This window comes from Streptacidiphilus sp. MAP12-16, from assembly GCF_041262165.1.
Classification (GTDB): domain Bacteria; phylum Actinomycetota; class Actinomycetes; order Streptomycetales; family Streptomycetaceae; genus Streptacidiphilus.
The window spans coordinates 75,387-100,724 of the sequence record NZ_JBGCBY010000017.1; the positions used below are offsets into that span (position 1 = coordinate 75,387).

At 71.2% G+C, this 25,338-nt stretch carries 22 protein-coding genes and 1 pseudogene; 7 read left to right on the forward strand and 16 right to left on the reverse strand.

Features of this window, described 5'->3' with window-relative positions; translation table 11 throughout:
- Nucleotides 1-52: 52 nt before the first annotated feature.
- From ABIA33_RS22545 to ABIA33_RS22555, 3 genes are all read right to left on the reverse strand, one after another.
- Entirely contained in the window at nt 53-1,096 is a 1,044-nt protein-coding gene (locus ABIA33_RS22545) for an agmatine/peptidylarginine deiminase (protein ID WP_370084264.1), read from the reverse strand.
- Nucleotides 1,097-1,115: 19 nt separating this feature from the next.
- The gene (locus tag ABIA33_RS22550) at nt 1,116-2,813 is read right to left on the reverse strand and encodes an urease subunit alpha (protein WP_370084265.1); all 1,698 of its coding nucleotides are present in this window, start codon (nt 2,811-2,813) and stop codon (nt 1,116-1,118) included.
- 65 nt (nt 2,814-2,878) lie between these two features.
- A complete protein-coding gene (locus ABIA33_RS22555) occupies nt 2,879-3,583 on the reverse strand; it encodes an urease subunit gamma (protein WP_370084178.1) in 705 nt (234 codons plus the stop codon).
- Between the two features lie 210 nt (nt 3,584-3,793).
- Here ABIA33_RS22555 and ABIA33_RS22560 point away from each other — a divergent pair.
- Nucleotides 3,794-4,147: pseudogene (locus tag ABIA33_RS22560) on the forward strand (DUF664 domain-containing protein); the annotation flags it as partial.
- Nucleotides 4,148-4,188: 41 nt separating this feature from the next.
- Here ABIA33_RS22560 and galE read toward each other — a convergent pair.
- Entirely contained in the window at nt 4,189-5,217 is a 1,029-nt protein-coding gene (galE, locus tag ABIA33_RS22565) for a UDP-glucose 4-epimerase GalE (RefSeq protein ID WP_370084179.1), read from the reverse strand.
- A gap of 317 nt (nt 5,218-5,534) precedes the next feature.
- Here galE and ABIA33_RS22570 point away from each other — a divergent pair, with 317 nt between their 5' ends.
- Entirely contained in the window at nt 5,535-7,658 is a 2,124-nt protein-coding gene (locus tag ABIA33_RS22570; RefSeq protein WP_370084180.1) for a SpoIIE family protein phosphatase, read from the forward strand.
- 69 nt (nt 7,659-7,727) lie between these two features.
- Here ABIA33_RS22570 and ABIA33_RS22575 read toward each other — a convergent pair whose 3' ends face one another.
- The 4 genes from ABIA33_RS22575 to moaA all read right to left on the reverse strand — a co-directional run bounded on the left by ABIA33_RS22575 (nt 7,728) and on the right by moaA (nt 12,010).
- Nucleotides 7,728-8,771 carry a DUF2637 domain-containing protein gene (locus ABIA33_RS22575; RefSeq protein WP_370084181.1) on the reverse strand — a complete coding sequence of 348 codons (1,044 nt, stop codon included), beginning with the start codon at nt 8,769-8,771 and terminating at the stop codon, nt 7,728-7,730.
- Between the two features lie 147 nt (nt 8,772-8,918).
- Nucleotides 8,919-9,698 (reverse strand): hypothetical protein, encoded by a 780-nt coding sequence (locus ABIA33_RS22580; protein ID WP_370084266.1) that lies wholly within the window; start codon nt 9,696-9,698, stop codon nt 8,919-8,921.
- Between the two features lie 259 nt (nt 9,699-9,957).
- On the reverse strand, nt 9,958-10,884 hold the full coding sequence (locus ABIA33_RS22585) for a hypothetical protein (protein ID WP_370084182.1): 927 nt from the start codon (nt 10,882-10,884) through the stop codon (nt 9,958-9,960).
- Between the two features lie 121 nt (nt 10,885-11,005).
- Complete coding sequence (gene moaA, locus ABIA33_RS22590) at nt 11,006-12,010, reverse strand: GTP 3',8-cyclase MoaA (RefSeq protein ID WP_370084183.1); 1,005 nt, start codon at nt 12,008-12,010, stop codon at nt 11,006-11,008.
- Between the two features lie 130 nt (nt 12,011-12,140).
- Between moaA and ABIA33_RS22595 the strand changes: the two genes are divergently transcribed.
- Nucleotides 12,141-12,764 carry an NTP transferase domain-containing protein gene (locus ABIA33_RS22595; RefSeq protein WP_370084184.1) on the forward strand — a complete coding sequence of 208 codons (624 nt, stop codon included), beginning with the start codon at nt 12,141-12,143 and terminating at the stop codon, nt 12,762-12,764.
- Between the two features lie 468 nt (nt 12,765-13,232).
- On the opposite strand, the gene ABIA33_RS22600 is transcribed toward ABIA33_RS22595, so the two are convergent.
- Nucleotides 13,233-14,033, reverse strand: coding sequence for an IclR family transcriptional regulator (locus tag ABIA33_RS22600; protein WP_370084185.1), 801 nt, complete (start codon nt 14,031-14,033; stop codon nt 13,233-13,235).
- Between the two features lie 198 nt (nt 14,034-14,231).
- Here ABIA33_RS22600 and aceB point away from each other — a divergent pair, with 198 nt between their 5' ends.
- Nucleotides 14,232-15,863, forward strand: a complete 1,632-nt coding sequence (aceB, locus tag ABIA33_RS22605) for a malate synthase A (RefSeq protein ID WP_370084186.1) — start codon at nt 14,232-14,234, stop codon at nt 15,861-15,863.
- A gap of 241 nt (nt 15,864-16,104) precedes the next feature.
- On the opposite strand, the gene ABIA33_RS22610 is transcribed toward aceB, so the two are convergent.
- Nucleotides 16,105-17,058, reverse strand: a complete 954-nt coding sequence (locus tag ABIA33_RS22610) for a zinc-binding alcohol dehydrogenase family protein (protein WP_370084187.1) — start codon at nt 17,056-17,058, stop codon at nt 16,105-16,107.
- Between the two features lie 276 nt (nt 17,059-17,334).
- Here ABIA33_RS22610 and ABIA33_RS22615 point away from each other — a divergent pair, with 276 nt between their 5' ends.
- The gene (locus tag ABIA33_RS22615; protein WP_370084188.1) at nt 17,335-19,101 is read left to right on the forward strand and encodes an alpha-galactosidase; all 1,767 of its coding nucleotides are present in this window, start codon (nt 17,335-17,337) and stop codon (nt 19,099-19,101) included.
- Nucleotides 19,102-19,239: 138 nt separating this feature from the next.
- Here the strand turns inward: ABIA33_RS22615 and ABIA33_RS22620 are convergent, their stop codons facing one another.
- The 6 genes from ABIA33_RS22620 to ABIA33_RS22645 all read right to left on the reverse strand — a co-directional run bounded on the left by ABIA33_RS22620 (nt 19,240) and on the right by ABIA33_RS22645 (nt 23,271).
- Nucleotides 19,240-20,622: an 8-oxoguanine deaminase gene (locus tag ABIA33_RS22620; RefSeq protein ID WP_370084189.1), complete on the reverse strand. Its 1,383-nt coding sequence runs from the start codon at nt 20,620-20,622 to the stop codon at nt 19,240-19,242.
- 139 nt (nt 20,623-20,761) lie between these two features.
- Nucleotides 20,762-21,670, reverse strand: coding sequence for a factor-independent urate hydroxylase (gene pucL, locus ABIA33_RS22625; protein ID WP_370084190.1), 909 nt, complete (start codon nt 21,668-21,670; stop codon nt 20,762-20,764).
- Nucleotides 21,671-21,677: 7 nt separating this feature from the next.
- Nucleotides 21,678-21,995 carry a hydroxyisourate hydrolase gene (gene uraH / locus ABIA33_RS22630; RefSeq protein ID WP_370084191.1) on the reverse strand — a complete coding sequence of 106 codons (318 nt, stop codon included), beginning with the start codon at nt 21,993-21,995 and terminating at the stop codon, nt 21,678-21,680.
- Nucleotides 21,996-22,014: 19 nt separating this feature from the next.
- Nucleotides 22,015-22,521, reverse strand: coding sequence for a 2-oxo-4-hydroxy-4-carboxy-5-ureidoimidazoline decarboxylase (uraD, locus tag ABIA33_RS22635; protein ID WP_370084192.1), 507 nt, complete (start codon nt 22,519-22,521; stop codon nt 22,015-22,017).
- A 94-nt stretch (nt 22,522-22,615) separates the two neighbouring features.
- Nucleotides 22,616-22,996: a helix-turn-helix domain-containing protein gene (locus ABIA33_RS22640; protein ID WP_370084193.1), complete on the reverse strand. Its 381-nt coding sequence runs from the start codon at nt 22,994-22,996 to the stop codon at nt 22,616-22,618.
- A complete protein-coding gene (locus ABIA33_RS22645; protein ID WP_370084194.1) occupies nt 22,993-23,271 on the reverse strand; it encodes a thiamine-binding protein in 279 nt (92 codons plus the stop codon). The genes ABIA33_RS22640 and ABIA33_RS22645 overlap by 4 nt, the downstream gene beginning before the upstream one ends.
- A 146-nt stretch (nt 23,272-23,417) precedes the next feature.
- On the opposite strand from ABIA33_RS22645, the gene ABIA33_RS22650 reads away from it, so the two are divergent.
- Together ABIA33_RS22650 and ABIA33_RS22655 are read left to right on the forward strand one after the other, a co-directional pair.
- The gene (locus ABIA33_RS22650; RefSeq protein WP_370084195.1) at nt 23,418-24,275 is read left to right on the forward strand and encodes a TIM barrel protein; all 858 of its coding nucleotides are present in this window, start codon (nt 23,418-23,420) and stop codon (nt 24,273-24,275) included.
- A gap of 145 nt (nt 24,276-24,420) precedes the next feature.
- On the forward strand, nt 24,421-25,323 hold the full coding sequence (locus tag ABIA33_RS22655) for a 2-hydroxy-3-oxopropionate reductase (RefSeq protein WP_370084196.1): 903 nt from the start codon (nt 24,421-24,423) through the stop codon (nt 25,321-25,323).
- Nucleotides 25,324-25,338: the final 15 nt, after the last annotated feature.

A 25,338-nucleotide genomic window follows, 5' to 3' on the forward strand; every position in this document is an offset into this window, starting at 1 on the left:
CTGACCTTCCGTCACCCCGCAGGCGACGCCGCCCCCCATTCGCCGGTCGGTCTTAGGCCCTGGGCTGCTGCTGGGTGATGCAGTGGATGCCGCCGCCGTTGGCGAAGATCTCCCGGGCGTCGACGAGTTCGACCTTGCGGTCCGGGAAGTGGTGGGCGAAGAGCTCGGCGGCCTGCTGGTCGCGGGGGTCGTCGAAGGCGCACAGGACGACCGCGCCGTTGCAGAGGTAGTGGTTGATGTAGGAGTAGTCGACGGGCTCGCCGTCGTCCTCGAAGAGGACGGTGGGGGCCTGGAGTTCGACGACCTCCAGTTGGCGGCCGCGCGCGTCGGTGGCGGTGCGGAGAAGCGCGGCGATCTCCTGGGTGACCTCGTGGTCGGGGTGTGCGGAGTCGGGTTGGGTGTGGACCACGACGACGCCGGGCTTGAGGAAGGCCGCGACGATGTCGATGTGGCCGCGCGTGCCGAAGCGCTGGTAGTCGCGGGTGAGGCCGCGTGGAACCCAGATCGCCTTGGTGGTGCCCAGGTAGGCGTGGATCTCCGCCTCGACCTGCTCCTTGGTCCAGTCGGAGTTGCGGCCCTCGCCCAGTTGGACGGTCTCGGTGAGCAGCACGGTGCCCTCGCCGTCGACGTGGATGCCGCCGCCCTCGTTGATCAGGCTCGAGGCGAACCGGGGCACGCCGGTGAGGTCGGTGATCGCCTCGGCGATGTGCTGGTCGTGCTCCCAGCTGGCCCACTCCTGCGCGCCCCAGCCGTTGAACACCCAGTCGGCGGCCGCGAGTTCGCCCTTGCCATTGGTGAGGAAGGTCGGGCCGATGTCGCGCATCCAGGCGTCGTCCAGCGGTCGCTCGACGATCTCCACCTCGGCGGAGACATAGCGACGGGCGTCGTCGGTCTCGCCGACGTTCACGATCAGGGTGACCGGCTCGTAGCGGACGACGGTGTTGGCGACTGCGGCCCAGGCCTCGCGGGCGGCGTGCAGTTCGTCGCCGGCGAAGGTCTCGTTGGAGGTGGGGAAGGCCATCCAGGTGCGGTCGTGCGGCTGCCATTCGGCGGGCATGGAGAAGCCCTGCTCAGCGGGGGTGTTGGCGGCAGACATGAGCATGCGTGGGGCTCCTTTAGAGGAAGTAGAGGCGGCTGAGGGAAACCGAGTCGGCGGGCTCGGACTGGAGCAGTTCGCCGTCGAGCGAGACCAGTCCGCTGCGGGGGTCCACGTCGACCTGCCCGACGCGTCCGTTGCGGAGCAGGTCGCGCGGGCCGATGCCCCGGGTGTTGCGGACGGCGACGCGGCGGCGGCGGGTCGGCATGGAGTCGCCGTTCTGGACGGCCGCCTCGGCGACGAAGGCCACTGAGATGTCGGCGGCGGTCGAACCGTGCGCGCCGAACTGCGGGCCGAGGACCAGGGGTTCGCAGCGGTCGGTGGAGGCGTTGGGGTCCCCGGTGACCCCGTAGGCGGGGAACCCGGACTTGAGGACGAGCTGCGGCTTGGCGCCGAAGTGGTCCGGCCGCCACAGCACGAGGTCGGCGAGCTTGCCGACCTCGATCGAGCCGATCTCATGGGCGAGGCCGTGGGCGATGGCGGGGTTGATGGTGAGCTTGGCGATGTAGCGCAGCACGCGCTCGTTGTCGTCGCCGCCGTTGACCTCGCCGAACGAACCCGTGCCGTCCATTGGGCCGAGCTCGTACTTCATCTTCCCGGCCATGGCGAAGGTGCGGCGCACGGTCTCGCCGGCGCGGCCCATGCCCTGCGCGTCCGAGGAGGTGATGCCGATGACGCCGAGGTCGTGCAGCACGTCCTCCGCGCCCATCGTCCCGGCCCGGATCCGGTCGCGGGCCAGGGCGGCGTCACCGGGCAGGTCGACCTTGAGGTCGTGCGAGGTGACGATCATGCCGAAGTGCTCGCCGAGGGCGTCCCGGCCGAACGGCAGTGTCGGGTTGGTGGAGGAGCCGATGACATTGGGGACGCCGGCCATCTTCAGCACGTTGGGGACGTGTCCGCCGCCGCAGCCCTCGATGTGGAAGGCGTGGATGGTGCGCCCGGCCAGCACGGCGAGGGTGTCCTCGACCGAGAGGCACTCGTTGAGGCCGTCGGTGTGCAGCGCGACCTGGACGTCGTGCTCCTCGGCGACGCGCAGGGCGGTGTCCAGGGCGCGGGTGTGCGCGCCCATGTCCTCGTGCACCTTGAAGCCGGACGCGCCGCCCTCGGCGAGCGCCTCGACCAGCGGGGCTGCGTCCGAGGACGAGCCGCGGGCCAGGAAGCCGATGTTGACCGGCCATGCGTCGAAGGCGTTGAAGGCGTGCCGCAGCGCCCAGGGGGAGTTGACGCCGACGCCCCAGACCGGGCCGAACTCCTGGCCGATGATGGTGGTGACGCCGGAGGCCAGCGAGGCCTCCATGATCCGGGGCGACAGCAGGTGGACGTGGGTGTCGATGGCGCCGGCGGTGGCGATCATGCCCTCGCCGGACACGATGGTGGTGCCGGTGCCGACGACGATGTCCACGCCGTCGAGGGTGTCCGGGTTCCCGGCCCGCCCGATCGAGCAGATCCGGCCCTCGCGGATGCCGATGCTGGTCTTGCGGATGCCCTGCACGGCGTCGATGACCAGCACGTTGCTGATGACCAGGTCGCAGGTCTCGCGGACGGCCGCGGCCTTGAGGTGCAGGCCGTCCCGGGCGGTCTTGCCGAAGCCGGCCAGGAACTCCTCGCCGGGCTGCTGCGAGTCGGACTCGACCCGGACGATCAGGCCGGAGTCGCCGAGCCGTACCCGGTCGCCGGCGCGCGGGCCGTGGACGGCGATGTAGTCGTGCGGAGTGATGGTGCTGGTCGGGGCGTTCGCCGAGGGGTGGCCGTGGCAGCCCCTGGGCTCGAAGCTGCTCGCGGTCACTGCTGACCCTCCTCGAACGTCGTCAGGTACCCGGTGGCGCGGGCCTTCTCCAGGGCTTCCTCGCGGGCCCCCGGCGCGTCCAGCGGTCCGTCCACCAGCCCCGCGAAGCCGATGGCGACGCGGGCGCCGCCGATGGGCAGCAGCTCCACCTCGACGGTCGCACCGGCGTCGAAGCGCACGGTGGAGCCTGCGGGGACGGCGAGCCGGGTGCCGTAGGCGGCCGCGCGGTCGAAGGCGAGGCGCGGGTTGGCCTCGAAGAAGTGGAAGTGCGAGGTGACGCTGATCGGCACGGGCGAGGTGTTGCGCACCGGAAGCCGCAGCGACGGCTGCTGGGGTCGGTAGCCCGCGCCGTCGCCGGGCAGCGCCGCTCCGGGGGCGTCCGGACCGAGCGAACCCGCGCCGCGGAACGGGTCGTCGATGACGCAGAGCCGCGTGCCGTCGTCGAAGACTGCCTCGACCTGCAGAGTCGTCACGACGTCGGGGACGCCGGGCAGCACGTCGTCGGCACTGAGCACGCTGCGTCCGGCCTCGATGGCCTCGGCGAGGCGGCGGCCGTCGCGGGCGGCCTCGCAGACGGTGTCGGCGATCAGCGCGGTCGCCTCGGGCACGTTCAGCCGCACGCCGCGCGCACGGCGGGCACGGGCCAGCTCAGCGGCCGTGAAGATCAGGAGCCGGTCCCGCTCGGTCGGTGTCAGTCGCACAGTGCCTCGCCCCGTGTCATTCGAACGGCTGGAAGTTTAGAACGGCGTTCAAACCATTCCCCGCATTGAACCCCGACCGGGCTTCCGATGTCCAGCGTGGTGGCGGAGTGTCGTGCTCGCGCGACCGGTGTGGGTGTCAGTGGCGTCTGCGAGGGTGAACCGACCGGCACAGGTACAGACAGATCCAGACGTACGTAGCACGCGGCCCGCACCGAGCGTCGCTGGATCGTGGCGGCGTTGGCGGGTCGACCGCTGCCGGACCTGCGGCCGATCACCGACTTCGGCGCGGACTTCCGGCGGGAGGCAGGCGAAAGCGTGACGTCTCTGCTGGAGCACTACGCGGAGACGGAGGCGGAGATCGAGAAGATCGTCGGCGGTCTCGACGATCTCGGCGCGCTGTGCGCGCTGGAGTCGGCCCGGCAGTGGTCGGCCCGCTGGGTGCTGCTGCACCTGATGGCGGAGACGGCCCGCCATGCCGGCCACGCCGACGTCGTCCGGCAGTCCATCGACGGCCGGCATGCGGGAGAGCTGATGCAGGCCGCCGAGGGGCGTCCGGACGAGTGAACGGCGTCCGGCTCCGGTGGGCGGCGGGAATCAGGCAGCCCTCAGGCGGGCGTGAGGCCGAGGAGGGTGTCGCGGCGAGCGAACCAGGCGAGGGTGTCGGCGATGCCCTGGTCGAGGCTGAGCTGGGGCTTCCAGCCCAGGAGGCGGGCGGCCCGGTCGCTGCGGGTGAAGGCTCCGGCGTTGTCGCCGGGCCGGGGGCCGGCCTCCGCCACCGGAAGCGGTGCTCCGGTCACCCGTTCGAACGCGGCGATCAGCTCGCGGACCGTGGTGCCCTCGCCCGTGCCGAGGTTGATGACCTGGTACGGCTCGGGGCCGTCGGCGGGCACGGCCCGGTCGAAGTGCAGCAGTGCGGCGACGTGCGCGCGGGCGAGGTCCCAGACGTGCACATAGTCCCGGATGCCGCTGCCGTCCCGGGTGGGCCAGTCGGTCCCGGTGATCCGGAACGTCCCGCCGTTCCGCCGGGCCTCGATCAGCTTGCCCAGCGCGTGCGAGGGGAGCCGCACCTGCAGCCCGGTGCGCAGCTGCGGGTCCGCCCCGATCGGGTTGAAGTAGCGCAGCGACAGTACCCGCAGCGGCGTGGCCTGGGCGGTGTCCTTGAAGGCCAGTTCCATCAGCATCTTGGTACGGGCATAGGGACTGAGCGGGTCCAGTGCAGAGCCTTCGTCGACCGCGAAGTCCGCCCCCGGGGTGTATATCGAGGCGGAGGAGCTGAACAGCAGACGGTCGCAGCCGTTGCGCTGCAGGTGTTCGAGCAGCGCCACGGTCTTGGCGACGTTCTCCCGGTAGTAGCGCAGCGGCTCGGCCACGGACTCCGGTACGACGATGAGCGCGGCGCAGTGGATGACGGCACTGATCTCCGGGTGCTCGGCGAATATCCGGTCGACCAGCTCGCCGTCGGCGATGTCGCCCCGGTAGAAGGGTCGCCCCTCGGTGAACTCCTGCCGCCCTGTCACCAGGTTGTCCAGGATCACCGGAATGATGCCGTTGTCCAGGCAGGCCGAAGCGACCGTGCTGCCGATGAATCCGGCCCCGCCCGTGATCAGTACCTTCATGCCGTCCTGAGCCTCCATGCGCCGACCTCCCCCCGCGCGGTCGCTCTTCGATCGCGCTGACGTCCTGCTATGTGTCGACGTACGGACGGCCGAGATGGTTCCGTTATCGGGTCTCCATCAAACAGTGATGATCCGCGAGTGAGGGTGCGCCGCCATTGCCGCAGGTGCGATCATCCGACAGGATGAAGTCCGGATACGTGTCCGACAGCCTGAGCAGTTCGTTGGTCCCTGCGACTGGGCGGAGCTGAGCAGCCAAGGCCAAGAGCGGCAGGAGAACGATGGCGTCCACACCCCAGTCGCCACGGCTTCCTGCCGGTTCGGTCGGGACGCCGGTCGTGACCCCGCTCGTGCCGGAGCTGACGGAACTCGTCGGCGGCAGGCCCGACTGGCTCGAACCGGCGATGGCTGCCAACGGCATCGGGTCCTTCGACTGGGACATCCGCACGGACGTCATCGCCGGGGACGCCCGGGCCTGCCTCATCCTCGGCCTCGACATCGACGACTCGCTCGCGGACGAGACCGGCGACCATCACCACGCGGACCGCCCCGGACTGAACTCCGAGTCCTTCCTCGCGATGCTGCACCCCGAGGACGCCCCCACCGTGCGTCGCCGGGTCGAGCGCGCCGTCCAGGAGCTCGGGCAGTGCGGCGCCTATTACCGCACGGTCTTCGCGGACGGGGAGATGCACGCCGTCCGCTTCCGCGCCCGGGTCCTCGCCGACGAGCACGGACGGCCCGCGCACATGGTCGGCTTCGTCTGGGACGCCACCGTCGAGCTGCACAAACGGGTCCGCGCCGACCACCTCGCCGTGCTCCGCGAGGAACGCACCCGCTTCATCAAGGAAGCCGCGCGCGCCCTCTCCGAGGCCACCACCATGCAGGACGTCGCCCGCGTCTTCACTGAGCTGCCGCTGCCGGGCATCCCCCCGGACGGGCTCATCCTGGCGGTGCTGGAGAGCGGCCGAATCCAGATCCTCCGCTCCAGCGGCTACACCGAAGGCGCCCCGCCGCCGCACGACCACGTCCCGCTGGACGCCGACCACCCCGCCGCGCTCTGCCTGCGCACCCGCACCCCGGTGTTCCTGGGCAGCCGCGCCGAGTACAAGGACCGCTTCCCGGGGGCCTGGCAGCAGGTCGCCCCGGCACCCTCGCCTCGCAGCGCCTGGGCCTTCCTGCCCCTGGTCGCCAGCGGCCGTCCGATCGGAGTCTGCCTGGTCAGCTTCGACGAGGACCGGGCCCTCGACTCCGAGGACCGCACCCTGCTCAGCACCCTCGGCGGCATGGTCGCCCAGTCCCTCGCCCGGGCCCGGCTCCACGACGCCGAGCACGAGCTCGCCGCGGGACTCCAGCGTGTGCTGCTGCCCCGCCGCGTTCCGCCGTTGCCCGGCTTCACCACCGCCGTGCGCTACCTCCCCGCCGGGACCGGACTGCAGATAGGCGGTGACTGGTACGACGTGGTGCCGCTGCCGGGCGGACACGTCGGCCTGGTCATCGGCGACGTGCAGGGCCACGACGTGCACGCGGCCGGGGTCATGGGGCAGCTGCGGATCGCCCTGCGCGCCTACGCCGCCGAGGGCCACCCCCCGGCCGCGGTGATGGCCCGCGCCTCCCGCTTCCTCGCCGACCTCGATACAGGACACTTCGCGACCTGCCTCTACGCCGAGGTCAACGTCGACTACGGCGCCGTGTACGCGGTGCGCGCGGGCCACCTCGACCCGCTGGTGCGCCGTGCCGACGGCAGCAGCGCCGTGCAGCCCGTCGCGGGCGGCCTGCCGCTGGGCATCGACCCGGAGAGCTCCTACCCCGTCACCCGGTTCACCCTCGACCCCGGCGAGTTGCTGTTGCTGTGCACCGACGGGCTGGTGGAGACCCGCAGCGTCGACATCGACGAGGGCATGGAACGGCTGCGCCGCGCCATCGGCGGGCACCAACCGTACGGTCCCGGTGAGTTGGAGGCTCTGGCAGACCGGATCGAGACGGCGGCTGCGGAGAGCCACGAACGCGACGACGACATCGCCCTGCTGCTGCTCCGCTGGGACGGCCCGGCGGAGAGCCGGCCCCGGCAGCTGCGCCGGCGCATCCCGCAGGCGGACCTGGAGCAGATCTCCGAGGTGCGGGGCGAGCTGCGCGACGCCGTACGCCGCTGGGGTGTCGGCGAGCTCGCCGACACCGTGGAACTGCTCACCTCGGAGCTGGTCACCAACGCCCTGGTGCACACCGACCGGGACGCCCTGCTCACCGCGCGCCTCTACCAGGAGGGCGGGGATTCGGGGCCCGCCCGCTTGCGGGTCGAGGTCGACGACGAGTCCGACCTGTGGCCGCGACGCCGTACACCCGGCGAGCAGGCGTCCTCAGGGCGCGGACTGATGTTGGTGGAGGCACTGGCCGACGCCTGGGGCGTGGACCCGCGCGGCAGCGGCAAACGGATGTGGTTCGAGCTCATCCACCGGGACGGCTGAGCCACCGGGACGGCTGAGCGCGGGACGGCTGACCCACGGCGACGGCCGAGCCGCGGCATTGACATTCCGTCAGCCGTACAGCTGCTCCAGGTCCTTGAGCTTCTGTTCCAGCGAGTCCAGCCGGGGCAGCGTCAGGGTGTCGTCCTCGGCCGTCAGGTCGAAGGTCCGCTCCTCGGGGCGCGGACGCACCGGCAGCTCGACCACCGGTTCGACTGCCGCGACCTGTTCCTGAGCGGCTATGACGGGCTCCGCAGGAATGGATTGGCGCTCGCCGGAGGCGCTGCGGTGTGGCGCCGCGGGCAACGCCATCCGTCGGCCGTCCCTGCCCCGTGACCAACCCCGGCTGCTCAACGCCCGTAGCTCCGCCCGCTCATGGCGCGAGGCGCGGCGCTGCTCGTCCCGGTCGACCAGCCGCTGCCGCTTGTCGTCGCGCACCTCCTCGACCGCCTCGTCCAGCGTCCGGACGTTCTCCAGCAGCATCAACGACCAGGCGGCGAAGGTCTCCTTGGGCGCGCGCAGCCAGCGCACGATGCGGATCTGCGGCAGCGGGCGCGGAACCAGTCCCTGCTCGCGCAGTGCCGCACGGCGGGTCTGCTTGAGCGCCCGGTCGAACAGCACCGCCGCGGACATCGACATCCCCGCGAAGAACTGCGGCGCGCCGTTGTGGTCCACCCCGCGCGGGGCGTGCACCCAGTTGAACCAGGCCGACGCGGCGGCGAACAGCCACACCAGGATGCGCGAACCGAGAGCCGCGTCACCGTGGCTCGCCTCGCGCACGGCCAGCACCGAGCAGAACATCGCCGCGCCGTCCAGACCGAACGGGACCAGGAACTCCCAGCCGCCGGACAGCCCCAGGTTCTGCACGCCGAAGCCGACCAGCCCGTGGAACGACAGTGCCGCGGCGACCGCGGCGCAGCAGAACAGCAGCACGTACGAGGCGGACCCGTACAGGGCCTCCTTCTTTCGGCGGCGCTCCTCGCTGCGCTCCCATGAGTCGCTGCTCTCCCGTGCCGTCGCGCCGCGTGAACGCAGCAGGGTCGCCAGACCGGCGACGAGCAGGAGACCCACGACGGCGGCGACGCCCCACCCCAGCGTTATGTCCGTAACTCTCATCGTCTCGCCCAAACCTCGGCTTGTGCCCGAACGTTCCCCAAACCCCGGCTGCCGCCGAAGTGGGAACCATCCTGGCCCAAGCCGCCGTTGCCCATGGTGCTTTTGGGGCGGATACACCGGGAAGGGTGAAGTCTGGCGTCCTTGGCGCTAAGACCGACCGGCCGTGCGATCCGCGGGCTGCCCGTCGGCGAGCCACACCGGCACATTGCCGAACGCCCGGACCAGGCGGGACGCCTGGGCGCGCAGCAGGACCGCCTCGGGGGCGGGGGAGACCTCGGCCAGCGAGGCGAGCGCGGGGGCGATGCCGACCGCGAAACCGGTCTGCTCGCGCAGTCGCAGCGACTCGGCGAAGCCGTGCCGGGCCCCGGCGAGGTTGCCGTCCTGCTGGGCAATGGAGGCGAGATGCCGCCAGGTGTAGGAGAGCAGCAGGTTGTCCTGCTGCTGCTCGGCCCCGGCGTGGGCGCGGCGGTACGCGGAGCGGGCGGCGGCCGGGTCCCCGAGCAGGTTCTCCGCGACCAGGCCGCGTCGGAAGTCCAGCAGCGGTCGTCCCGCTGCGTCGGGCGGCAGCAGGGCAGACGCGCGGCCCAGCGCGGCCTGGGCCTCGTCCAGCCGGTCGTGTTCGCGCAGCAGCGTCGCGCAGTAGGCGAGATAGCCGCGGGCGCAGGCCGCGGCGGCGCGCTCAACATCGGTGCGGGCACCGGCCTCGGCCAGGCGCAGGGCGCTCTCGGCGGTTCCCCAGCCGTCGCCCTCGAACAGAGTGCGCTCGATCAGGAGTTCAGCCCGAGTCAGGGCAGCGTCGGGGGAGTGGGCGGCGCGGGCTTCCAGCAGTGCGGCTGCGGCCTCCCAACAACCCCGGGAGCGCAGCCGCCAGATCGTCCCCGCCTCGACGGCGACGGCCGGCTCGGTGGCCGGGGCGCTGCGGGCCACGCCGGCGGGGGTTCCGGGGGCGCGGCCGAGGTGGTTCGGGGCGGGGCCGGGCGCGGGGCCCGCTGCGGTGCCGTCACGTGAGTCGTCGATCCGGGCCGTTCGTTGCTCCGACGCCGTTCGATGGTCCGACAAGGACGGCTCCCCTCCGTGCTGCGGGCCGGTGGTGACGGAATTCCAACACGCGGCCGGTGAGCCACGCAAGATCAAACACACACCTGGTCGGGATTGATCGCGAAACGACCGCCGGACCGTGCCGGCGTCAGCTGCTGCCGCCGGTGCGCAGCAGCTCGCGTGCGGTCGAGTTCACCGGTTGCGGTACGCCTGCGAGATCCAGCTCGAACAGGGCGACCAGCAACTGGTCCGCCCGGTTGCGCGACTCCTGGTTGTATCCGGCGAGGGTGAACATGATCGGTTGCAGCTCGTCGGCGTGCAGCGTGTTCAGCCAGAGGCACTCGACGGCGCGCAGGTCGGCCGGCTCCGTCCAGGTGTCGACCTGGGCGACCACCCTGGTCCCGAGCAGGCAGACGCCCTCGCGGTCCTGCGAGTCGGAGACCTCCAGCTCGCCGAATCCGAGCCATTCCAGGTAGCGGGCGGCGGCCAGTACCGCGTCGTCGGAGGTGCGGACGGGGTGCGGCAGGAACGGCGGCCGGGTCGGGGCGGGTCGGGGCCGCGCGGGCGGTTGCACGGCCGGTTGCATCGGCGGCTGGACCTGCGGCCGTCCCGTGGCGGGACGCGGTGCGGGCCCGCTACGGGTCGGTGGTGAGACCGGGATCGGCCTGCGGGCGGTGTCCACCGGCAGCCGCACGGTCGCCCCGCAGCCGCAGGTGAACTCGGGCTGCGGCCACTCCTCGGAGCGCCCGCAGGAGGGGCAGCGCATGCTCAGCCAGGAGTCCTCCCAGGAGCGGAAGCGCACCTGGACCGGGATGCCCCCGCGCAGCAGCGGCACCTTGAGGCTGGCACCGCAGGGGCAGGGGAACACCGAGGGCTCGTAGGAGTGCTCCCTGCGGCAGGAGGGGCAGCGCACCGGCCGGGCCGAGGACTGCCGGGCGCCGGCGCCCTGATCCGAACCGCCCTGGCCCGAACCGCCCTGACCTGGGGTGTTCTGGCCTGGCGGGTTCTGGCCTGCGGCGTTCTGGCCGTCCAGGTGGTGGCCGCCCGTGCTGTCGGGCTGCGGCGTACCGGGCATGACGGACCATCCGTTCGGCTGGGAGTGTGCACCTGCCCCACCATCGTCCCTGATCCAGGGCGGTTCGGGGAGGGGCTTTCACGGAGACTCGGCCATGCGTGCCGTCTTTCGGCGCTGCGGCTCAGCCACCGATGGCCGACATGGGTCGCTCCGGCTGGCGGAAGTCCGCGCTGTTGATGTCGTGACCAGGGCCCTTGCCAGCCACCGAGGCCCGCCAGGCAGCCTCCACGGCGTCGTCGTCGGCGCCGCCGCGGAGCAGGGCACGCAGGTCGGACTCCTGGCAGGCGAACAGGCAGTTGCGAAGCTGGCCGTCGGCGGTCAGCCTGACCCGGTCGCAGCCGCCGCAGAAGGGTCGGGTGACGCTGGCGATCACGCCCACGACGGAGTCGGTGCCGACGACACGCCACTCCTCGGCGGGAGCGTTGCCCTCGCGCGGCAGCGGCTCCAGCACGAAACGCTCGCCGAGGCGTTCCAGGATCTCGTCGGCGGTGACCATGCGGCTGCGGTCCCAGGCGCCCTGGGCGTCCAGCGGCATGGACTCGATGAAGCGCATCCGGTAGCCGTGGTCGACGGCGAAGGCGGCGAGGTCGGCGATCTCGTCCTCGTTGACTCCGCGCACCGGCACAGCGTTGATCTTCACCGGGGCCAGCCCGGCGACCTGCGCGGCGGCGAGACCCAGCAGGACGTCGGAGAGGCGGTCGCGCCGGGTGATCTCGGTGTAGCGGTCCCTGCGGAGGGTGTCCAGGCTGACGTTGACGCGGCGCAGTCCGGCGTCACGGAGCGCGACGGCACTGCGTGCCAGGCCGATGCCGTTGGTGGTGAGGGACAGCTCGGGTGCGTCGGGTAGTCCGGAGATCCGCTCGACCAGACCGGGCAGGCCGCGCCGCAGCAGCGGCTCGCCGCCGGTGAGCCGTACCGAGCGGATGCCCAGCCGCCGCACCCCGATGTCGACCAGCCGCAGCATCTCATCGTCCGTCAGCAGTTCCGGCTTCGGCAGCCAGGCCAGGCCCTCCTCCGGCATGCAGTAGGTGCAGCGCAGGTTGCACCGGTCGGTGAGGGAGACCCGCAGGTCGGTGTGGATCCGGCCGAAGCGGTCCAGGAGCGGGAGCGGGCGAGTGCTGGGCATTGGCCCAGTAGAACGGGAATTCGAGTACGAGGTCCAGCGGGTGAAGCCCCGGTGAACTGAGGAGGCGGACCGAGTGGGCCTGTAGTTTCCTACAGGATGAGAGTGGCCGCCGTAGCGCCAGACTGGACGGATGACGTCCTCCCTCGTCGCCGTACCGGCCGCCCCGACCGCCCTGCTGCTCGCCGCCGGTAGCGGCAGCCGGCTCGGGTTGGGCCCGAAAGCGTTGCTGCCGCTCCAGGGGCGGCTGCTGGTTGAACACGCGGTGGACGTGCTCCGGGCGGGCGGCTGCCGGCGGGTGGTAGTGGTGCTCGGGTCCGGGGCGGACGAGGTGCGGGCGCGGGCGGATCTGGCGGGCTGTGAGGTGGTCCGCAACCCCGACTGGGAGTCGGGGATGGGCTCGTCGTTGCGTGCCGGTCTGGCGGCGCTGGCCGCGGACTCGCCGGCCGCGCTGGTCTCCCTGGTGGACACGCCGGGGGTGACGCCGGAGGCGGTCGCCCGGCTGCTGCGGGCGTACCGGGGCGGCGCGCAGCTCGCTGCGGCGGCGTACGGGGGCAAGCGGGCGCACCCGGTGCTGATCGGCTCCCGGTTCTGGCCGGAGGCGATACGCGGCGCGGTCGGCGACTCGGGCGCGCGGGCCCTACTCGCGGCACGCACGGCGGAGTTGACCCTGGTGGAATGCGGCGACGTGGCGCGGCCGGACGACATCGACACCCCGGAGGCCTGGTCCCGCTGGAGTGGACGGCGCTCCCGCTGACCCCCTCCGGGGTTGGTGCCCGACCGAGCGCGGCCCCTGCGGGCCGGCGCTCCGGTCGCGGTGCGGTGCGGGTTGCGGGCGTACCCGTGCTACCCACGCCCGGCTGAACCCGCGCGTCAGCTGAGCCCGTGCGGGGACGGTGCGTAGCCCGTGCTACCCACGCCCGGCCGGCCCCCGCCCGTCAGCTGAGCCCCTACGGGGCCGGTGCTCCGGTCGCGGTGCGGTGCGAGTTGCGGGCTACCACGCCCGGCCGGCCCCCGGCGCATCAGCTGAGCCCCTACGGGGCCGGTGCTCCGGTCGCGGTGCGGTGCGGGTTGCGGGCTACCACGCCCGGCCGGCCCCCGGCGCGTCAGCTGAGCCCCTGCGGGATGGTGCTCCGGTCGCGGTGCGGTGCGGGTTGCGGGCAGCAGTCCGGGCAACCCACGCCCACGCTTGCGCCCTGCGCGGAGCGCCCCTGCGCTGGAAGGGTCAGCCGCTGGCGGCGAGAGCGTGGCCGAGGCGGCCCGCGATCTCCTGCATCTGCGGGATCAGCCCGCCCAACGCGTCCCGCGCCTCCAGCGCCCTGATCCGCGCCTCGGGCCCGGAGATCGACAGCGCGGTCGGCGTCGGCGCCCCGGGGACGACGACGGCGACGCAGCGGACGCCGATCTCCTGCTCCTGGTCGTCCACGGCGAACCCGCCGGCCTTCACGGCGTCGAACTGCTGCAGCAGCCGCGCCGGCTCGGTGACGGTGTGCTCGGTGTGCGCGGGAAGCGGCCCGCGGCCCAGCACTCCGGCGGCCTCGGGCCGCGGCAGCTGCGCCAGCAGGATCTTGCCCACGGCCGTGCAGTGCGGCTGGACCCGCCGTCCGACCTCGGTGAACATCCGCATCGAGTGCCGCGAGGGCACCTGCCCGACGTACACCACCTCGCCCGCCTCCAGGACGGCGAGGTTCGCGGTCTCGCCGGTCGCCTCCATCAGCTCGGCCAGGTACGGCCGGGCCCAACTGCCGAGCAGACGCCCGGCGGTCTCGCCGAGGCGGATCAGTCGGGGGCCGAGGGTGTAGCGACGAGCGGTGTCCTGGCGGACGTACCCCTGTTGTACCAGCGTGCGGATCAGTCGGTGGATCGTCGGCATGGGCAGCCCGGAGGCGGACGCCAGGTCGCTGAGGGTGCTCACACCGCCTGAGTCGGCCAGTATCTCCAGCAGGTGGAAGGCGCGCTCGACGGACTGGACGCCGCCGGAACGGTCGGCCGCCGGAGCGTCGAGCGATGCGGGAGAAGCGGCCACGGGGCTACCTTCCTAGGGACGTGCCAGGGCAGGAGTACGGTGTGCCGCGAGAAACCTCAACAAAATGTTGAATTTCTGTATCGCGGAAACTAGCCTCCACCTTACAGAACCACGTCAGGGTCGACATCACTTTCGATCAACTGTCGTTCACCGCCGCCGACGGTGTGACCTCCCCAGTTTGAAGGAGCTTTGGACCACATGTCCGGACCGCAGGAATCCGACCTCTCCTCCATCACCCTCGCCGGCCTCCCGGTCGACCGCGGCGAGGAGGTCCTCACCACCGAGGCCCTGAACTTCCTCGCCGCCCTGCACCGTCGCTTCGAGCCCCGCCGCCGCGAACTCCTCGCCCTGCGCAAGGAGCGCCGCGCCCGCATCGCCGCCACCGGCACCCTTGACTTCCTTCCCGAGACCGCTGACGTCCGCGCCGGGGACTGGCGGGTCGCCGAAGCCCCTCGCGCACTCCAGGACCGCCGCGTCGAGATCACCGGCCCCACCGACCGCAAGATGGCCGTCAACGCACTCAACTCCGGTGCCAGAGTCTGGCTCGCCGACTTCGAGGACGCCACCGCCCCCACCTGGAGCAACCTGGTCGAGGGCCAGCTGAACCTGATCGACGCCTTCCAGCGCCGCATCGACTTCAGCACCCCCGAGGGCAAGTCCTACGCGCTGCGCCCCGACGCCGAACTCGCCACGGTCGTCGTCCGCCCGCGCGGCTGGCACCTGGACGAGGCCCATCTGCTCGTGGACGGCGAACCGATCGCCGGCGCCTTCTTCGACTTCGGCCTGTACTTCTTTCACAACGCCGCCCGGCTGATCGCCCGAGGTGCCCAAGACCCCAACTCCGGTCCTTACTTCTACCTCCCCAAGACCGAGAGCCACCTCGAGGCCCGGCTCTGGAACGAGGTCTTCGGCTACGCCCAGCAGGCCCTCGGCATCCCGCACGGCACCGTCCGCGCCACCGTGCTGATCGAGACCATCACCGCGGCCTTCGAGATGGACGAGATCCTCTACGAGCTGCGCGACCACGCCGCCGGTCTCAACGCCGGACGCTGGGACTACCTGTTCTCGATCATCAAGAACCTCCGCGACGCGGGGGAGCGCTACATCCTCGCCGACCGCAACTCCGTGGGCATGACCTCGCCGTTCATGCGCGCGTACGCAGAGCTCCTGGTCCAGACGTGCCACAAGCGCGGCGCCCACGCCATCGGCGGCATGGCCGCGTTCATCCCCTCCCGCCGCGACCCGGCCGTCAACGCCGCCGCCATGGAGAAGGTCACCGCGGACAAGGAGCGCGAGGCCGGCACCGGCTTCGACGGCTCCTGGGTCGCCCACCCCGACCTGGTCCCGATCTGCACGGCCTCTTTCGACGCCGTGCTGGGCGACCGACCCAACCAGAAGGACGTCGTCCCGGCGGGTACGATCACCGCCGCGGAACTGCTGGACGTCGCCGGAGCGGGCGGCAGCTGCACGGCCGCGGGGCTGCACAACGCCGTCCAGGTCGGCGTCCGCTACATCGAGGCGTGGCTGCGCGGCCACGGCGCGGTCGGCATCTTCAACATGATGGAGGACGCCGCGACCGCCGAGATCTCCCGCTCCCAGATCTGGCAGTGGATCTACAACGGCGTCGTCCTCGACGACGGCGCGAAGGTCACCCCGGAGCTGGTGCGCGCGCTCGTCGCCACCGAACTCGCGGAGCTGCGGGCCGAACTGGGCGACCAGGCGTACGCGGCGGGACGCTGGGCCGAGGCGGCCCAGCTGTTCGAACAGGTCTCCCTCGCCGACGAGTTCGTCGACTTCCTGACCCTACCGGGCTACGCCCTGCTCGGCTGAGCGGAGCACCCGCGGGTCCCACGGACCGGCGGCGGTGACCGAGGAAAAACCTGGGGAGGTCCTCCCTGGTCACCGTCGCCCGATTGATCAGCAGCCTGCATCCGAGAGTGTCAGCGGCAGTTCGGACGCCTGCCGTGGTTGGCCTTGCGCCGGCGCCAGCTCCGCTTGCGGGTGCGCTTGGACATCCTGCCTCCCTGGATTCCTGCTACAGGGAGATGATGGCGCGTCAGAAGCGCTGTGCCTACCGGCTGGGGTCGAGGATCAGCTTTCCGGTCGTGCGCCGGGCCCGCAGGTCCTCGTGCGCGCGGGCTGCTTCCGACAGCGGGTACGCCTCGCCGACCAACGGCTTCAACTCCCCGCTCGCGGTGAGCCGCAGCAGCTCCGCCATCGGCTCCGCGTGCAGCGCCGGCTTTCCGACGCAGTGCATCAGCCAGAAGCCGATGACGGCTCGCGAGTGTGCCATCAACTGCCCTGCGGTGACCGGCTTCGGCTCGGTGCGCGAGGCCATCCCGTAGGTCACCAGGCGTCCGAACGGCGCCAGCGCTGCCAGCGACGCGTCGAACACCGGCCCGCCGGTCATCTCCAGGACGATGTCGACCTTCGCGCCGCCGTTCGCCGCCACCAGCCGCTCCTTCAGGCCCTCCGCCTCGGCCTCCACGGCGACGTCCGCGCCCAGTTCGAGAGCCAGGTCGCGCTTCTCCTTGGTGGAGGCGGTGGCGATCACCCGCCCGGCCCCGAAGTGCTTGGCGAGCTGGACGGCGAGCGAGCCGGTGCCGCCCGCGGCGGCGTGCACGACCACCGTCTCGCCGGGGGCCAGTCGCGCGGACGTGCGCAGCAGGTGCCAGGCCGTGAGGCCCTGGACGACCAGGGCCAGCGCCGCGCCGTCGGACACCTCGTCGGGCACGTCCAGTGCCATGTTCTCCCAGGCCACGGCGCGTTCGGCGTAGCCGCCGGTCGCGGTCAGCGCGACCACGCGCCGCCCTTCCGGAGTCCGGCCGACGACCTCGCCGCCGGGGACCATCGGCAGCGTGCTGCTGGACAGGTAGGAATTCTCGACGGAGTGGGTGTCCGCGTAGTTGATACCGGCCGCGGCCACGTCGATCAGCAGCTGCCCCGGCTGGGCGACCGGTTCTGCCAGCTCGGCCAGTCGCAGCACCTCGGGGCCGCCGAACTCGGTGATCTGAATCGCCCGCATGCCCTGCTCCTTACCAGTGGGTAACACTTCTCGCCGCCAACATACCCGTTGGTATGTCGTAGTGGCAGGGGCGGGGTCAAACCCAAGCGACCGAACAATTCCACGCGAGGGTTCGCTCATTCTGCAACAGATATTGACGCCGCTGCCGCCATGCAGTTGAGTGCCAGTCGCCCCGGACATGCCACAGCGGCCTCCCTCCGCCTCTCCGTCAGCCGGGGCGTACCTCGGCACGTCCACTCACGTCCCAGGTCAGACCCGGCGAGGATGGAGAACCTCATGCCCACACGCACCACCAGCACGACCAGACGACTGCTCGCGGCGCTCACGGCAGGCGCGGCCGCGCTGACCGCGGCGTTCGCGGCCGCCATGCTGCCGGCTCCGGCGGCGCACGCCGAGAACAACGGCGTCGGGCTCACGCCCGCGCTGGGCTGGAGCAGTTGGAGCTTCGTCAGGCACAACCCCACCGCCGCGAAGATCAATGCGCAGGCGGACGCCATGAAGAGCAGCGGCCTCGCGGCGGCGGGTTTCCAGTACGTCAATGTGGACGACTTCTGGTACCAGTGCCCCGGCAGCCAGGGACCCAACGTCGACCAGTACGGCCGCTGGGTCACCGACACCACCAAGTTCCCCAACTCCGGCTCCACGGACGGCATCCAGGCCGTCGCCGCGCATGTCCACGCCGACGGCCTGAAGTTCGGCCTGTACGTCACCCCCGGCATCTCGCACCAGGCCGTCACCCAGAACACGGCGATCCAGGGCACCAGTTACCACGCCGCCGACATCGCCACCAGCACCGCCGAGAAGAACTACAACTGCAAGGGCATGGTCGGCATCGACTACACCAAGCCGGGCGCGCAGGCGTTCATCAACTCCTGGGCCGACGAGTTCGCGGCCTGGGGTGTCGACTACATCAAGATCGACGGAGTGGGCACGAGCGACGTCGGCGACCTCCAGGCCTGGTCGCAGGCGCTGCAGCAGACCGGCCGACCGATCCACCTCGAACTGTCCAACAGCCTCGCCATCGGCAGCGCCGCCACCTGGAAGCAGTACTCCAACGGCTGGCGCACCGGCGGCGACATCGAGTGCTACAGCTGCGAGTCCGGCGGCAGCAGCTACCCACTGACACACTGGGCCAGCGTCCAGTCCCGCTTCGCCCAGGTCGCTAGCTGGCAGCCCTACGGCGGCCCCGGCGGCTTCAACGACTACGACTCCCTCGAAGTCGGCAACGGCAGCAACGACGGGCTCACCGCGCCCGAACGGCAGTCGATGATGAGCCTGTGGGCGATGGGCGCCTCCCCGCTGATTCTCGGCACCGACCTCACCAACCTGGACGCCACCGACCTCGGCTACCTGAAGAACAGCGGGGTCCTCGCCGTGGACCAGGACGCGATCGACGCCTCACGCATCGTCAGCAACGGCAACCAGCAGGCCTACAGCAAGACCGAGAGCAACGGCGACGTCATCGTCGGCCTGTTCAACTACAGCGACACGAGCAGCACCACGGTGACCGTTCCGCTGTCCTCCGCCGGAATCAGCGGCAGCGCCACGGCGACCGACCTGTGGACCGGCGGCTCCCTGGGCACCATCAGTGGAAGCTACAGCGTCACCCTCGCCCCGGGCGCGGTCCAGCTGATCCGTGCCACCCCGACTTCCGGCGGTGGCGGCACTGTACGGGTCGAGGCGGAGGCGTCGGGCAACACCATCGCCGGTGCGGCCCGGATCGCCACCTGCTCCGCCTGCTCCGGCGGCGCCAAGGTCGGCTACATCGGCAACGGCGCGGCCAACTACGTCACCGTCAACGGCATCAACGAGGCGACGGCCGGCAGCCGCACGCTGACCATCAGCTACCTGCTCTCGGGCAGCCGCAGCTTCTACGTCAGCGTCAACGGCGGCCCCGACGTGCAGGTGAGCCTCACCGGCAGCAGCTTCTCCACGGTGGCCACGACCACCGTTCCGATCACGGTCCAGGCGGGAGCCAACACCATCAAGTTCCACAACGACACCGCCTATGCCCCCGACCTCGACGTGATCACCGTCGGCTGATCGCACCGGCCGGCCGCGAAGCGGGCACGCCGCTGCCCCGGACCCTCGCCGTGGGTCCGGGGCAGCGGTCCCCTCCGCGCGAGCGCGTCGGGGAGTCCGGGCGGCACACCGTCCAGTGGCGCCCGGAGAATGGGGGGTTCAGGAGCGGGCGGCGAGTTCCCTGGCCGCGTCGGCCGCGGCCTTCGCGATGCGGTCCTCGTTCACCGTGGTGAGGTGGCCGTTCTCGACCACCGCGCGGCCGTTGACCAGCAGCAGCGACAGCGGCGGCAGCGCGCCCAGGGTCAGCGCGGCGACCGGGTCGGCGATCGACGAGTGCATGATGCCGTCGACCTTCCACAGCGCCAGGTCGGCCAGCTTGCCGACCTCGATGGAACCGATCTCGTTCTGGCGGCCGAGCACTCGCGCCCCGCCCATCGTGCCGAGGCGCAGCACCTTACGGCCCGTCAGCGCGTCCGGGCGGCCGTGCAGCCGGTTGATCAGCAGCGCGTTGCGCAGCTCCGTGCCCAGCTCGCCGGACTCGTTGGAGGCGGTGCCGTCCACGCCCAGGCCGACCGGGACGCCGGCCGCGAGCATGTCCGGGACGCGGGCGATGCCGGCCGCGAGGCGCGCGTTGGACGAGGGGCAGTGCGCGACGCCGGTGCCGGTCTCGGCGAACATGGCGATGTCCGAGTCGTACATGTGGACGCAGTGCGCCATCCACACGTCCTCGCCCAGCCAGCCCACGCTCTCGAAGTAGTCGGTCGGGCCCATCCCGAACAGCTCCTTGCAGAACTGCTCCTCCTCGGCCGTCTCCGAGCCGTGGGTGTGCAGCCGTACGCCCTTGCGGCGGGCGAGAACCGCCGACTCCCGCATCAGCTCGGTGGTCACCGAGAACGGCGAGCAGGGGGCGATGGCGATGTGCAGCATCGAGTCGAACGAGGCGTCGTGGTAGCGGTCCACGGCGGTCTCGGACGCGATCAGGATGTCCTCGGTCCGCTCCACCGCGTGGTCCGGCGGCAGGCCGCCGTCGCTCTTGCCACGATCCATCGAGCCGCGGGCGGCCGTGAAGCGCATGCCCAGCTCGGCCACTGCCTCGATCTCGGCGCTGAGGATGTCGCCGGAGCCGTGCGGGAACACGTAGTGGTGGTCCATTGCCGTGGTACAGCCGGACTTGAGCAGGGCGGCGGCCGAGCCCTGGGCGGCGGCGTGGACGAGCTTGTCGTCGATCCGTGCCCAGGTCGGGTAGAGCGCCACCAGCCAGTCGAACAGGATGTTGTCCTGCGCCAGCCCACGGGTGATCCACTGGTAGAAGTGGTGGTGCGTGTTGACCAGGCCGGGGGTGACCAGGTGGCCCTCGGCGTTGATCCGGCGGACGACGCCCTGCAGCCACTGCGGGGCGGGGCCCTCGCCGACCGACTCGATGCGGTTGCCCGCGATGACGACGTGGCCGCGGCTGTACTCGTTGTCAGCGGCGTCCACCGTGGCGATGGCTGCGTTCTCGATGACGATGCGTTCGTCGGAGGACGGGGGGAGGGTGGTCATTGCGCCTCAGCTCCTTCAGCGGTGTCAGAGGTGCAGCGGTGGCGGGCCGCCGCGCCTGTGGAGTACCGCCGTCGAGTGGGCTGCCCAGGGCGGGACGGCGGGAGAATCCCTGGGGTACTTCTACACGCGACGGGCGGTGCTAGCTGACCGGAATCACCGGCACGACGCCCTCGCGGTGCACCGTACCCTCGATCAGGCCGTAGGGGCGATCCGCCGCGAAGTAGACCTCGTTGTTGTTCTTGAGGCCGAACGGCTCCAGGTCCACCAGGAAGTGGTGCTTGTTCGGCAGCTCCAGGCGGACCTCGTCCACCTCGGCGCGGTTGTTCAGCACCCGGCTGCCCATCGCGTACAGGGTCTGCTGCAGCGAGTAGGAGTAGGTCTCCGCGAACGCCTCGAGCAGGTGGCGGCGTACGTGGGTGTACGAGCGCTCCCAGTTGGGATGGAGCTCCTCGCCGCTCCAGGAGTGCTTCCAGCGGGCGGTCACCTGAGTGGCCAGGATGCGGTCGTACGCCTCCTTGAGGGTGGTGTACTTGTCCTTGATGTAGCCCCAGAACTCCGAGTTGGTGGAATTCATCACGGTGAGCTCCTTGAGCCCGGTGATCACCTGGAAGCTGGTGCCGTCGTAGACGATCTCGGCCGTGCGCACCTCGCCGCCGTTACGGACGAAGGAGTGGCCGACCTCCTCGGACCCTATGAAGCGTGCCGAGTTGTCCGGGGTCCTGATGCGGTCCCAGGTGTACTCCTCGATCCGGATCCGGGCCCGGTGGATCGGCTCGTTGTTGTCCACGAAGTGGCGCGCGAGGTGGATGCCGAAGGCTTCCGCCGACTCGATGCCGTGCTCCTTGGCGAAGGCGTACACCGTGTTCTTGGTGGTGTCCGTCGGCAGGCAGTTGGCATTGGAGCCGGTCAGGTGGACGTCGTCCAGGTCGCCGGAGAGCGCGACCGAGACGTTCAGGTCCTTGATCTCGTGGCGGGAAGTGTCACGGTAGACGCGGACGACACGGGTCTCCGCCTTTCCGTACTGGTTCTGGCCAAGAACGTGAGCCATGAGGCTTCTAGCTCCCTCGGTAGACGGAGTACCCGTACGGGTTCAGCAGCAGGGGTACGTGGTAGTGGGACTGGGCCGGGTCGACGGCGAAGACGATGGAGACCTCGGGGAAGAAGGGGCCCGCAGTGGTGAAGTTCAGTCGCAGGACCGTGCCCGCAGCCAGGTCGGGGACCGGCAGGTCCGTGCAGCGGCCGTCCGCGTCGGTGCCGGACGCGCCGAGGACGGTCCAGCCGCCGTCAGGAGCGCGCTGGGCCAGCTCGACCGGGACGCCTTCGGCTGGGCGGCCGGCGCTGGTGTTCAGCACGTGGGTGGAGATGGACGTCATGATTCCCGTCAGCTCTCGTTCAGTCGTCGGTGATAAGGCGGTCGATGCGAATGTCGTTGATCTTCCGCAGTTCGCCGCGGACGATCTCGCGCTCGGCCTCCGCGTCGTTGCCGAAGCGCCCGCGCAGCGCGGCGAGCATGGTCTCGGCGGTGCGGCCGGTGGCGCAGATCAGGAAGACATGGCCGAACTTCGCCTCGTAGGCGGCGTTGGCGGAGTCCAGATCGTCCAGTAGCGCGGTGTCGGCGCCGTGGACGCCGGACTGCTCCCGCTGAGAGGCGGCGTCGCCGGCCTTGGGCTGGCCGATCCGGGCGTGGCCGGCCATCGCGTCGTTCAGGTCGGCGGTCACAAGTTCCGCCATCGCCGCCGCGTTGGCGGCGTGGAGGGCGTCGGCGTCGGCCCAGGGGCGCGCCGAGCGGACGAGCTTCGCCCAGGTCGGACTGCTGCAGATCTCGACGAGCAGAGCGTCGAGGTCGGCGTCTGCCGCACCGTTCAGGCGGTCGAGCGGGGAGGTGGCGGACTCGGCCACGGGTGACCTCCTAGGAGGGGTGTCACCAAAAGCTAGAACCACCACCCCGTTACGTCAACAGTTTGTTGAAGAAAGGTGGTGCGGCAGGAGTCTGTCAGGCGTCCTTGCCGTTGGCCTGCTGCCGGTTCAGGTAGTTGTACACCGTGAAACGGCTGACGCCGAGCGCCGCCGCGACGGTTTCCACGCCGTGTCGGATGGTGAACGCGCCGCGCTCCTCCAGTTGGGCGACCACGCGCTGCTTGCTGGCGCGGTCCAGCGCGGTCAGCTCGCCGCCGCCGAACTGCCGCCGCACCTCGCCGAGCAGCCGGTCCAGTGCGCTCTCCAGGCCGGGCAGCCGCACCGCGACCGCAGGCTGCCCCTCCCACTCCAGCAGCACGTCGTCGGGCCGGGCCTCGTCCGGGTCGACCGCGCTGGCGCCCACGGCGTCCAGCAGCGGCTTGATGGCGTGGGCCAGCGGGTGGTCGATGGCAGTCATCCGGATTCCTCCGCACGGTCCGCTATAGGTCGGCCGTTCTCGTCCAGGGTGCTGACCTGGACGGAGATCCGGGTCGCGCCGCTGGTCAGGGCATCCTGGAGGAGTCGCGTGATCGCGGCCAGGGTGTCGGCGGCCTCACCCTCCGCGCTGGTGCCGAACGGGCCGACGTCGACCGTCAGTCCCGCCTCGTCCACCGCGCGGCGGGCGGCCTTGGCATGGTCGGGGAAGCCGTCGAGTGCAAACGGCTCTGTCGTGAACTCCACCTTCAATCGCACGCGCGCAGCGTATCCGACTACCCGTCGCCCGGATCCCTTCGCTTCAACAAAATGTTGCGGCACTCTTGACAGCCCGGCGACCCGGCATGCCATAGTTCCATCAAGCAGAAACTTGCTTCCGCATTGTGGAATTGGATGGTGACCGCATGACCGCCGCCGCACGCAACTGGCTCGACCAGCGCTGGACCGCGAACCTCTCGACCCTTTTCACCGAGCTGCCGCTGGTGCAGCGTCCCGCCGCGGCGGCCGAGGCCGGCTTCGACGCCGCCGAGATCTGGTGGACCCTCGACGGACCCACCCCGCCCGACGGCGACCTCGACGCGCTGCGCCGCGCCTTCACCGACGCGGGCGTCCAGCTCACCGGGCTCAACTTCGACGCCGGGAACATGGCGGCCGGCTCCAAGGGACTGCTGTCCCGGCCCGCCGACTCCCAGCAGTTCCGCGACAACATCGCGGTCGCGGTCGGCCTCGCCGACTCCCTAGGCTGCAAGGCCCTCAACGCCCTGTACGGCAACCGCGTCGAGGGCCTCGACCTCGCCGTCCAGGACGAGCTGGCGCTGGAGAACCTCGCGCTTGCCGCTCACGCCGTCGAGGCGATCGGAGCGGTCCTGCTGGTGGAGGCGCTGAACGCGCCCGAGGCCCCGCAGTACGGCCTGCTGTCCAGCAAGGACGCCGTCGCGGTCGTCGACCAGGTCAACGCGGCCACCGGCCTCGGCAACACCTTCTTCCTCTGCGACCTCTACCACCTGGCCCGCAACGGCGAGGACCTGCCGCAGGTCATCGAGCAGTACGCGGACCGCATCGGGCACGTACAGATCGCGGACGCCCCGCAGCGGAACCAGCCCGGCACGGGCGAGCTCGACTTCGCGGACCTGCTCGGGCGGCTGGACGCCGCGGGGTACGCGGGCTACATCGGCCTCGAGTACAAGCCGGCGCCGGGCGTGGCCACCGTCGACACCGTCGACTGGCTGCCCCGCGAGCTGCGCACCAGCGCCCGCGGCTAGCCAGAGGCACCTGCTCGGCCAGGCAACGACGTCAGGGGCGCGAGGAACTGCGCGAGAAACCGCGCACCTCCGTGGAGGGTTGATCGCGCATTTCCCCGCGCCCCTGGAAGTTGCCTGGCTGCCCCGGAACTTGACTGACCCTCATATGCGTAGGAGAACGACAATGTCCCGCACCATCGCGTTCATCGGCCTCGGCATCATGGGCAGCCCCATGGCTGCCAACCTGGTCAAGGCCGGCCACACGGTCACCGGCTACAACCTGACCCAGGAGCCCATCGACAAGCTCGTCGCGGCCGGTGGCAGGGGCGCCGCCGGCATCGCCGAGGCCGTGGCCGACGCCGAGGTCGTGATCACCATGGTCCCCGCCGACCCGCACGTCGAGCAGGCCATCCTCGGTGAGGGCGGCGTCCTGGACAACGTGAAGCCGGGCACGCTGATCATCGACATGAGCAGCATCACCCCGCAGACCTCGATCAAGGTCGCCGCCGCCGCCAAGGAGAAGGGCGTCCGCACCCTGGACGCTCCCGTCTCCGGTGGCGAGGCCGGCGCGATCGAAGCCGTGCTCTCCATCATGGTCGGCGGCGAGGCGGACGACTTCGCTGAGGCCAAGCCGCTGTTCGACGCGCTGGGCACCACGGTCATCCACGTCGGCCCGGCCGGTGCCGGACAGACCGTCAAGGCCGCCAACCAGCTCATCGTGGCCGTGAACATCCAGGTCGTGGCCGAGGCCGTGGTCTTCCTTGAGAACGCGGGCGTCGACCTGGAGGCCGCGCTGGACGTCCTCGCGGGCGGTCTGGCCGGTTCGACCGTGCTGAACCGCAAGAAGGCCAACATGGTCAACCGCGAGTTCGCCCCCGGTTTCCGGATCGACCTGCACCACAAGGACATGGGCATCGTCACGGCCGCCGCCCGAGCGGTCGAGGCCCCGCTGCCCGTCGGCTCCCTGGTCGCCCAGCTGGTCGCCTCGGCCCGCGCCAACGGCGACGGCTCGCTGGACCACTCGGCCCTGCTGCGCGGCGTCGAGCGCCTCGCCGGCCGCACCGTCTGAGTCCCCCACCCGACT